Genomic DNA, 9,987 nt, shown 5'->3' on the forward strand with positions numbered 1-9,987 from the left:
TTAATGGGTCCTGACCCTAGGCCTGAGAACTGAAACCCCGCCTTTCGCTGCAAAGATCGTCACGCCCATGATCCGCCGCAGATACGGTTCGTTCTTCAGTAATCGCCGATCATGCAGTGTCCTCTGGTCCGGTTTCATGGGCCATCGCAACGGGCTGCATGCGATACGCCAGTTGCCGGACGCCTATCAATCCAGTGCAATCGAGATGGCATCGAACACAACCAGCGGATCCACCGGCTCGCGACCCACAGGCTTGGGTTGCGCCATATGCGTGGCAATCACGACATTCCGCTCAGGATTGATGTAGATGTTCTGCCCCTGGATGCCGATTGCGGCGAAAGCCCCATCGGCAATGGATGGTTCGGTCCAGCCCGGCCACCACATATAGCCATACTCGATGGTCTCTCCGCTTTTCAGTTTCTGCGGCTTACCGGCGGCTTCCGTCCATCCTTCGGGCAGGATGGTATTGCCATCGACTTCTCCGCCCTCCAGGAAGAACTGCCCAAAGCGGGCAAAATCACGTAGCGTGGCCGACAAGCCGCTGCCGCCAATCTCGACACCATCGGGGCTATCCAGCCACCAATTGGCATCGGATTCCATCCCGTAGGGCTGCCAGATCTTCTCTGCAAGATAGTCGGCCAGCGGCATGCCCACGGCGCCGTGAACAACTTCGCCGAGAACCTGAGTTTCTCCGGTAGAATAGGTGTGATGCGTGCCGGGATCATGCGCGCGTGGGAGCGCGGCCATCACCTCCATGGCCGAGCCGGGACGCTGTTCGATCTGCGCGCGCAACAGGTCGCGACGGTCGGAGTCCGGGTCCGTATAAGTCTCGTTCCATTCCACGCCCGAGGCCATCAACAAGATGTCCCGGATGGTGACCCCGTCATAAGCGCTACCGGCAAGCGCCGGAACATAGTCGGTGACCATGTCATCCAGCCCCTGGATGTGGCCATCGACGATCGCAGCACCGACCAGGGTCGAAGTGATCGACTTGGCCACCGACATCGACATCCAGCGCGTCTCTGGCGTGTTGCCGCGCTGATAAGTTTCGTAGACGACCTTCCCATCCTTCAGAACGATCATGCCGGTGACGTTGTCGAGAGACAAGAAATCGTAGAGGTCATAGGATTGATCGCCGACCTGATAGCTGACCATTGTCGGCAGATCGACAGGAGAGCTGGGAAGCGGGCGGGGACTGTCGCCAGCCGGAATGGCCCGGGTCGGAAACAGGCGGTCGATATTGCGAAAGGTGCTTGCCGCTATGTCTGGCGTCAGATGCCCGTTATAGACATCCTCGACGCTGCCGATGGGTTCGTCAGCGTGGGGATAGTCTTGGGCATGCAGGGCGCCTGGCAAAGCCAAGCAGAGACTTCCCAGTGTCAGCACGATACGTGTCCGATACAGCGGGCTGTGGGTCATTGCCGTCCTCCATCCGTTTCCCAGATGAGACGGCACTTCTGCACGATGTGCAAGCGGCGTTCCATCATGGTCTCTCGATACCAGTGCGCAGACTGTCGCTGTGTGCGTGGCACTGCGCGACGAGTGCCTCAACGAGCACCTGTTCGCCAACCTGCGCCACGCCCGGTAGCCTATCTCGGCCTGGCGCGACGACAGCAACCACAACCGCCCCCACACGAGCCTCGACGGGCTCACCCCGTGGGAGTATCACCAACGGTCAATAAAGGACCAAACACTGAACAGAGCGAACTAAAAAGCACGGCCTCTATGAGGAGCAGGTCAGCCCTCATCAACCGCTTCAACGCGCTCGGCTCCGCGGAGGTTGTCCGAGTGGACAGCACCTGAACAGGAAAGGGACACTCATCCCTCAGGCGCTCTTTCTGCAACAATGTCGCTGAGAGTCATAAAGTAGCAAAGTGAACCGGGACATGTTTGCCAATTCTGTTTCAGTCGAAAACAAGACTTGTTTCACTCGTTGCAGGAGTCATCTATGGCGTTGCCCCAGTTTGTGGCCCAAACGCACATTAGGTCAGGTCTTCACCTTGGATCACGATAGAGTATATCGCTGCAGTCGTAATAATCTGCGAGAGATAGATCTATGGTCGTGAGATTTTCGTTCGGGAGGATCGGATCGCGCTTAGCTTACTGCACCTTGGGACTTCTGCTGACATGCGCTTCTGCGGCTGGTCAGAATTCTAGCATCACCGGCACGGCCAATATTGTCGATGGCGACACTTTGCGCTTGGGTGATATCACCATTCGGATCCACGGGATCGATGCTCCCGAAACAGAACAGCGATGCTCGGCGCGGGGAGGTGGTGATTGGAATTGTGGAAAGGCCGCGACTGAGGCGGCAATCGCACTCGCCCAAGGCCACGAAGTCACCTGTGTAGCCCGTGACCGCGATGCATATGGACGTATCGTGGCAAGCTGCGAGGTGAATGGCACCGATATCGGCGCCAGTCTGGTAAAGCGAGGCCTTGCTTGGTCTTATCGCAAATATTCTGATGATTATGCAATGGACGAAGAAGCTGCGCGGTCATTACGCGTCGGCATCTGGCAGGAAGATACGCAGACCGCATGGGATTTTCGTTCTGATGCTTGGGCCGTAGCGGCGTATGAATCGCCTCGTAAGGATTGTCCAATCAAGGGAAATATTGCCGGCGACGGGGACCGCATCTACCATACACCGTGGTCGCCCTTTTATTCGCGCACCAGGATCGATGAGGCGAAAGGCGAACGCTGGTTTTGTAACGAGGCTGAAGCTGTGGCTGCCGGCTGGCGCGCACCCTTCTGGAAATAGCCATTTCGGACCTGAGAGCGGGGTGTGTAAACATTGAAGGCTCTGGCACCTCCTGCCAGCCTCAGGACCCATTGATCTAAGCGGAAATGCATGACTCATCGCGGGAAGGCTGAGCAGTGATATGTCTGATCTCTTTAGGCTGCGCGATGCGCAGATCGCGCATCTGTAGCCTTATTTCCCGGATTCCCATGGCAAGCCCCGTGTTGATGATCGGCGCGGCCTGAGCAAAATCATCTTCATCAACCTTAGTGGGTTGCGTTGGCGATATGCGACGGATGCCTACGGCCCCCCAAGACGTTTTACAACCGGTGAACCTTCGCGAAGATGATGGCGGGACTGGCTGCCGATCAGGGCGAGAAGAAGACCGTAATGATCGACGCCGCCTATCTGAAGACCCACCGAACCACGTCCAGTCTGGGCGTCAGAAGAAGGCCGTGTTCGCCTGATTGGACGGACCAAAGGTGAAATGAATACGAGACTTCCTGCCATCTGCGAAAGCCAGAGGCGTCCGCTTGACCTATTCGTCACGGCACGACAGGCGAGCGATTACATAGGTGTGCGCGCGTTGTGCGATAGCCTTCCGGATGTTGATTGGCTGCTCGGGAACCACGGCTACGATGCCGACTGGTTCCGAGAAGCTCTGAAAGACACGAGAATACGTGTCTGCATTCCCGGACGGAAGCAGCGGAACATGCAGGTAAAGTATGATAACCGCCGATACAAACGTCGGAAACGGATCAAGATCATGTTCTGCAGGCTTGAGGACTGGCGGGGCGCTGCCACACGCTACGACAGATACCCGAAGGTCTTCCTCTCAGCCGTCGCACTCGCCGCTATCGTCATCTACTGGCTATGAGTCCTGAGCCCGGATAAACTTGAGCGGTGCAGAGATATCGCCAAAGGCCGAATAGTTCAAAACCGCACTGCTTCACCACGCAAATCCTCACTGATCTCATTGAGCAGCTTTTCGCGGTTCATCTCCATAGAGAACTCTACCCGGCGAGAGGCTTCTCGGTCTTCTATACCACTATCGTCCATAACCAATCGAGCGGAAGAATACCCGGTCGAAGACAGGCGACCACGAGCCCAGTCCAAGATCGCCGGATCAGCCAATCCGCCCAAGCAAACCTCTAGAGCATTTTGAGCCCGATGCTGAGAGAGAGATAAGTTATAAAGATAAGCCTGCGAGGCATTTTGTCCTGGCTGACCTTCGGAAGACGCATGCCCTTCGATCTTTAGCTCCGAAATATCAAGTTCGGAAGACTTCAGGGTGCTTACCCAAGGAGAGCAGAAATCTTTCAGGAACGCTGGGTCCTTGATGCGGTCACTTCCCCCATCGAAGAGGACATTCTGCGGAAGGATTATTGTCCCATCCGCACGAAGCTCACCGCCTGCGGCCCGAATGCTTGCACCGAGCTCGCGTTCTAGCATAGCGACTAATCCTTCTTCCGCCCGGGCTGCCTCGGCTAGCCGTTGGCTCGCGGTTGCAACCGCCTCCTCAGGTTTGAGAAGATCATCAAGCGCCACGCGCAGGCGGGTCTCGGGGGTTATCTCCACGACCTCGCTCAGCTTGAGGCGTGTGCCTGGAGGTAGTTCCACGGCACCCGCCATCAATCGTTTTAGATCCTCTTCGCGCATAAAGCGGGAATAGTTCATGGCATCTTTGATAGCGGCTTGATCCTGTGGGTCAAGACCCGCCCCTCGAAGCGCCTTAGCGAGATCGAATGTTCCATCCGATAGACTTTCGAGTGCATGAATAAGCTCAGCCTCTGGTGTGATCTCGACAGCATCACTCAGCTGCAACCGGGTGTCTGGTGACAGTTCGACTGCATTCGACAGAAGGCGCTTCAAATCCTCATCACGCATGAAATGGGCGTAGTTAGAAGTATTCTCGACAGCAGCCTGGTCTTGAGGCCCTAAACCTGCCTCGTGTAGCGCTTTTGCGAGTTCGAATGTGCCATCGATAAGCCTGGATAGAATTTCTGACTTTTGCTCGGCTGTCATCTCCACAAGCCCATCCGGCAAGCGAAGACTGCGCTTCTCAGTATCGACTTGCCACCAAGTGAAAAGCAGGAGCAGAACAAAACTTAGTAGGATAAAAGCTTCAGCTACAGTTAGCCCCATGACGGCGCCGCGCTTATAGTCACGGCTAGAGCCGAGGCCGGGGTTACTACGAGGCATAAAGATCTCTCCACTCGTCAATTTCCCCTATGAGGGGCAGAAGGTAACTAGCGTCGACCGCGATCATGACAATGGGTATCCCGCTGGGTAATCAAGGTAGCCACCCATAGTGCAGACTACTCATTTCCAGAGTTGCAAGGCTTCACTATGGAGTTCCATGCCTGCCCCCGATTTAAGGATCAAACGACGGCGTTTGCCCGGAAGATAATGCCGAGTTCGTGCCTGTCAGTGCCGGGGATGAATCTCCTCCGGTAGTTTCAGAGGATGTGGATACTACAGCGGAAGTGCTAGGAATGTGCGGGCTATCCATGTGGGCAGCATCGATCCTCTCGACCAGACGCTCACCAGCCTCACTTACAGAATTTGCAGTAGTGTCCAAGCTGCGGTGAACCTTATCCACTCCCTGCTCTAGCAGTGTGTCAGTCCGAGTTGTCACTCTTATGCTTGCTTCTTCAATTTGTTGCGTCAAGCGCTTGCCAGCCTCTTCAACCTTTTTGATGGTTGTATCGAAACCATGACCGACCCGCTCGGCTCCGTCGTCCAGCACTTTGTCAGCGCGATTGGAGAAACCTGCACTTGCTATATCGATCTGCTGCACCAAACGTTCCCCGGCTACGCCGATCTTGTCGATCGCCGTGGCGAAACTGCGGCCAACCCTTTCGGAACCATCGTCCAGCATTCTATCAGCGCGATTGGAGACCTCCGCACCCGCTGTATCAATCTGCTGCACCAGACGTTCGCCAGCTTCATCAATCTTGTCGATGGTCAAAGCGAAACTCCGGCTAACCCTTTCGGAACCGTCGTCAAGCACTTTTTCAGCGCGGGCAGCGAAACCCTCGGTAACCGTATCCGTGCTTTGCGCAAGTCGCATGCCAGCGTCATCAACCGTTTTGCTGGCATTATCGAAACTGCGAGCGAACTTCTCTGTCCCTTCCTCCAGCAAAGCACCGGCTCTTCCCGCGACATCTGAAAAGCCTTGAGCGCCATTCTCTAGGCGCTGACGAGCATTCTTCATCGCCCGAGTCATCGCATCAGTCCCTTCGCTCACCTCACGACTGAAGGTTTCCGCCAACCTACTAGTTGACTCCTGAGTCTCGAGCAGTCGAGCCAAGGTCGTAGCGGAGTTCGATGAAATCGCTTCAGCGGTCGTTCCGAGGACTGCCACGCTCTTGCCAACCCTTTCAGCAGCCTCTGTGTTCTGGCTCGAAAGCTCCGCTGCAATTGCGGTCATCTCGGTCATGGCAGTCCGTATGCTGTTGGCCGCAAGCGCGCTTGACTCGTTCACGGCAGTGGACACCATGGTTAGCGATGTTTCCGTTTGCTTCTGCACGCTTTCGCGCAGTGCCGGTCCGAACTGTTGTGCCGATTGCAGAAGTTCCAGCTGCATGTCGGCAAGAAGCTTGTCAAAGGCCTCTTGCATGCGGCTTTCGCGCTCGGCGCCATGCTGCAAGCTCTCGACTGAGAATGCTTTGATCAGATCGAGGCTGATGCCTAGTTCGGTGCGAAAACGTCGGGAGGCCTCATTGAGTTCAAGACGTTCTCGGCGCTCACGGCGCTCTACGTCCACCTTGAACTGCATCATTAACACCCGAAGGAACACCCCAAAGATAGTAGAGGAGAGCGCAACACCGAAACCCGCGATGATCTCGGGGATCAGGTCGGCACGGCTAGCCGAGGGCGCCTCAATGACAAAATACAACGTCACCGCAAGCGAGGTTAAAGTGAAGAGGAAACCGAGATAGTAGCAGTTGTCGCCGATAGTCTCTGCATCTAGGCGCAGTTCGGTCGCTAGATAAGTGTAAAATGCATAGCAGACGAGCACGCCCCCGGCGAAGAGCGCGCCCACGAGGTGATGAAACGGCAAGAATTTGAATGCAATGCAGCCCGCCACTCCAACTACGAACGCTACTGCCAATGGGAGTGCTTCGATCGCAGGATGGCCAGACTTGCCGTAGATGCGATTAGGTTTACGTTGCACCATCAGAGGTCTCCAAGCCGTTTCACATGGGGAGCATGCGCACCCTGAACTTCGAAATAGCGTAGCCAGAAATCCTCAAGGGCGGCGGGATCATCTACGCCTTCGGCTGAGCGCGGCACCTGGTAGATTTGCACTTCCGCACCTCCAAGCGTCGAGCCCATCCGCTGGTAGGCAGCCGAGCGGCGGAAGCTGGCCCAGTCCCCACCGCTATAAAAACTGAGAGCGTCGCTGTGTTGCAGCAGGTCCGTTACCATAACGAGCCGGCGCGGGACGTTGCTTGTGACGAAACCGGGCGTATCGGTCACGAGCGCTTGTAAGCTTTCCATGATAGGTGAACGGCTTGCACCAGAAGCTTTCACCATACGCGACAGATTGCTTTGTAGCGGCTTCAGGAATCTTTCTTGATAGCGCTCGTCTATCAGCCGAGCATTCTGGGTGAAGCTGTTGGCAGACGAAGCATCCTGCGGTTTACAGAGGGGGCTAGTTGCACCCCAGTCGGCTGAATCTTCACTGACAACCCCCATGGTAAACTGCGTGCCGCGCGGAGCGTCGTCAATCTCCTTCTCAAGCCAGGCCAGCAGCTGAGTATGCTGCGCGGGCGAGAGCGGATCAGTCAGATCGAGGAGTATGACAGTTTCTGCCACAGGACCAGTCTCCACTGGACAAAGGGTTGTGTCGTCTGTGGCATAGACAGCGGCCTGTTTATTAGACCACCAGAAGATACCCCCGAGGAGCAAAACAGCTACTATAGCACCCGCCACCATTATGGCCGTGCCTCTGTTGCCGTCACCTCTATGTCTTGAGGACATCCGGCTAGGCCTTTTAGAAGAGCTTCTCCTCCTCTTTGACTTGCCGTAGGCCATCAGGACATGCCCCCGATGCTAGTATTTGCTACCGCAGACCGGCGCAGTGCTCCTTGCTGTATCTCCTCAGGCAGCTGGAACTCATCAATCGCACTGCTGAAGTTCGCGAAGATTTCAGCGATTGCTCTTTCAACTGTCGATGTAACTTTCTCCGCCTCCGCTTCGGCATTCTGACGGCGCGCGTCATCAGCAGGAACACCGATGTCGAAAGAGCTGAATCGATGGCTGTGCGTGAAACTGGGCGGAGCTAGCTCGCTACGCGCTGCAACGTTCGCATCGCGGTAGACCGCCAAAAGATAGGCAAGCTTTGTGTCGCACTGGTCAAGAAATGTTCGTAGATGCGCGTTCAGCGTCGAGTGACCATAAAGCGCGTCAATTGCCTGCGAAATGCCATCCCGCACTTCCTGATCAGCGTCGCGCAGCTCATCAATTGCGTCGTCTCGCTTGTCGGTCAGCTCGTGGAATGCCTCCTCGAACTCGCGAGCATGATGAGCGCGCGCAGCTGCGAGGTCGCGCTCCACCCTGCTATATCCCGGAAAAGGATCGAAGGCATGCCAGCCTTTGATGAAGGCCAAGGTGGAGATGAGTCCGCCTATGAGAACAAGAAAAAGGCTGTCCATGCTGGAAAGCCCGAGCGGATCGGCGCTCATAGCTGGCAAAGCTTGCCGAACAGCCGCACCCCAATCCACCCCAGAATCGATGAGATCTCGAAAGTGTGCAATCGTAAGATTAATAAGTAGTGCGAAAGCTATCCAAAAAACGAAGCTCAAAAGTCCCAAGAACTTCCTGACGAAGTTACTGTGATTAAGTCCACAAGCCCAAACACCAAAAAGAAGGCTAATCGCGACATTGACTGCTGAGAAGATTGTCGCCGTCAATAGCCCACCTGCCATGCCCTGTTCGTTACCGCTGGAAAACATGAACATGTTGAGGCCTGCCTCGATCGCTACAAAGATGATCGTGGTTGCGACGAACTTCACCCAACCTTCGAAATGTTTGGCTGGGCGGCTGAGCGCGTGACGTTCCCGAAAAACTTCACGGTGCTGATAGGTCTCGTAAAGGCGCTCTGTAGAAGTAGTCATCACCATCTTCCAGCCACGCACTGCGGCTTGATAATCGCCACTTGCTTTGCCGGCAACAATCTCGACTTCCTTACGCAGTGCCCCCGCACGTGCTAGTCGCTCATTGTAGACCTGCCGATTATTCTCGAAATTCTCGAGACCGCTGCGTCGGCTCTCCTCAATACGGGATACAATCGAGGCTTCGATATGATCGGGGGTCGTCGTCTCTGACGCTGGGAGGTTACGCGCGCCGCGCTTCGCACCCTCCGCATCGAGCTCTAGGTCCTTCCGGATCTTTGCGTGGTCGATGGCTGGGAAGATAGAAAGCGAGGGCAACAAGTCATCCGACCGCAGCATAGTTTTTAACTTGTCGAGCACGGGCATCTATAACCTCAATTCGCAGATCGGCAACTCCTGTGCCTTTAGGTCTGGTTCGCAAATTCAGCAGCAGAAATCTGATGTTCTCGAGAATAATCACCTTTTTTTTCACCAAGTGTGGCTGTTGCGTAACCTACTGAAAACGACTGTCGGCTTAGTCTTTCTTTCAATAGGTCTTGTTGACAAAAGGAACTTCCCTGGGGCGCAGGGCGTGCTTCGAGCTAAACGTGGCGGTCGCAAGCGGGCCCTAGGGACCAGGGCACCCATGACGATCCCGCAGGGGCCGAACCAGCGATGGTCGCTAGACTTCGTGTCAGACAGCCTGTCCGATGGTCGGCGCTTCCGGGTGCTCTGCGCCATCGACGACTTCAGCCGGGAATACCTGGCCGCAGTCGTGGACACCTCGCTGTCAGGGCAGCGCGTTGGCCGTGAGCTCGACAGCATCGCTCGGGTGCGCGGCTATCCATGCATGGTGGTCAGCGACAACGGCACGGAGCTGACCTCTAACGCCAGCCTCAAATGGCAGGATGAACGCCGGGTCGAATGGCACTACCTCGCTCCGGGAAAACCGATGAAGAATGGCTTCATCGAGAGTTGCAATGGACGGCTGCGTGAAGAATGCCTCAATGAGCACCTGTTCGCCAGTCTGCGCCACGCCAGCGACCTGATCGAGGCGTGGCGCGACGACTACAACCAGCACCGCCCCCACACTATGAACCGCTCCGGGTTTGCCGGAGGCTCCAACTCCTGAGTAGGATGGAGCAT

At 56.0% G+C, this 9,987-nt stretch carries 6 protein-coding genes and 3 pseudogenes; 4 read left to right on the top strand and 5 right to left on the bottom strand.

Annotated features, from left to right (window positions below; all coding sequences use genetic code 11):
- Positions 1 to 186: 186 nt before the first annotated feature.
- The gene (locus tag KO490_RS03945) at positions 187 to 1,419 is read right to left on the bottom strand and encodes a serine hydrolase (protein WP_216018111.1); all 1,233 of its coding nucleotides are present in this window, start codon (positions 1,417 to 1,419) and stop codon (positions 187 to 189) included.
- A 112-nt stretch (positions 1,420 to 1,531) separates the two neighbouring features.
- On the opposite strand from KO490_RS03945, the pseudogene KO490_RS03950 reads away from it, so the two are divergent.
- The 3 genes and pseudogenes from KO490_RS03950 to KO490_RS03960 all read left to right on the top strand — a co-directional run.
- Positions 1,532 to 1,711, top strand: a pseudogene (locus tag KO490_RS03950) (integrase core domain-containing protein); the annotation flags it as partial.
- A 399-nt stretch (positions 1,712 to 2,110) separates the two neighbouring features.
- The gene (locus KO490_RS03955; RefSeq protein ID WP_216018112.1) at positions 2,111 to 2,761 is read left to right on the top strand and encodes a thermonuclease family protein; all 651 of its coding nucleotides are present in this window, start codon (positions 2,111 to 2,113) and stop codon (positions 2,759 to 2,761) included.
- 121 nt (positions 2,762 to 2,882) lie between these two features.
- A pseudogene (locus tag KO490_RS03960) lies at positions 2,883 to 3,617 on the top strand (IS5 family transposase).
- 56 nt (positions 3,618 to 3,673) lie between these two features.
- On the opposite strand, the gene KO490_RS03965 reads toward KO490_RS03960, so the two are convergent.
- The 4 genes from KO490_RS03965 to KO490_RS03980 form a co-directional block, all read right to left on the bottom strand.
- On the bottom strand, positions 3,674 to 4,885 hold the full coding sequence (locus KO490_RS03965; RefSeq protein ID WP_216018113.1) for an OmpA family protein: 1,212 nt from the start codon (positions 4,883 to 4,885) through the stop codon (positions 3,674 to 3,676).
- Positions 4,886 to 5,114: 229 nt separating this feature from the next.
- The gene (locus KO490_RS03970; protein WP_216018114.1) at positions 5,115 to 6,923 is read right to left on the bottom strand and encodes a hypothetical protein; all 1,809 of its coding nucleotides are present in this window, start codon (positions 6,921 to 6,923) and stop codon (positions 5,115 to 5,117) included.
- Entirely contained in the window at positions 6,923 to 7,564 is a 642-nt protein-coding gene (locus KO490_RS03975) for a hypothetical protein (protein WP_216018115.1), read from the bottom strand. The genes KO490_RS03970 and KO490_RS03975 overlap by 1 nt, the downstream gene beginning before the upstream one ends.
- Positions 7,565 to 7,782: 218 nt before the next feature.
- The gene (locus KO490_RS03980; RefSeq protein ID WP_216018116.1) at positions 7,783 to 9,228 is read right to left on the bottom strand and encodes a hypothetical protein; all 1,446 of its coding nucleotides are present in this window, start codon (positions 9,226 to 9,228) and stop codon (positions 7,783 to 7,785) included.
- Between the two features lie 217 nt (positions 9,229 to 9,445).
- Between KO490_RS03980 and KO490_RS03985 the strand changes: the two are divergent.
- A pseudogene (locus KO490_RS03985) lies at positions 9,446 to 9,934 on the top strand (integrase core domain-containing protein); the annotation flags it as partial.
- Positions 9,935 to 9,987: the final 53 nt, after the last annotated feature.

Origin of the sequence: Paracoccus sp. C2R09 (assembly GCF_018860625.1) — a bacterium.
GTDB lineage: Bacteria > Pseudomonadota > Alphaproteobacteria > Rhodobacterales > Rhodobacteraceae > Paracoccus.

Coding starts and splice junctions, on each gene's coding strand:
- KO490_RS03980 (WP_216018116.1), bottom strand. CDS start 9,228: ATGCCCGTGCTCGACAAGTTAAAAACTATGCTGCGGTCGGATGACTTG.
- KO490_RS03970 (WP_216018114.1), bottom strand. CDS start 6,923: ATGGTGCAACGTAAACCTAATCGCATCTACGGCAAGTCTGGCCATCCT.
- KO490_RS03965 (WP_216018113.1), bottom strand. CDS start 4,885: ATGGGGCTAACTGTAGCTGAAGCTTTTATCCTACTAAGTTTTGTTCTG.
- KO490_RS03945 (WP_216018111.1), bottom strand. CDS start 1,419: ATGACCCACAGCCCGCTGTATCGGACACGTATCGTGCTGACACTGGGA.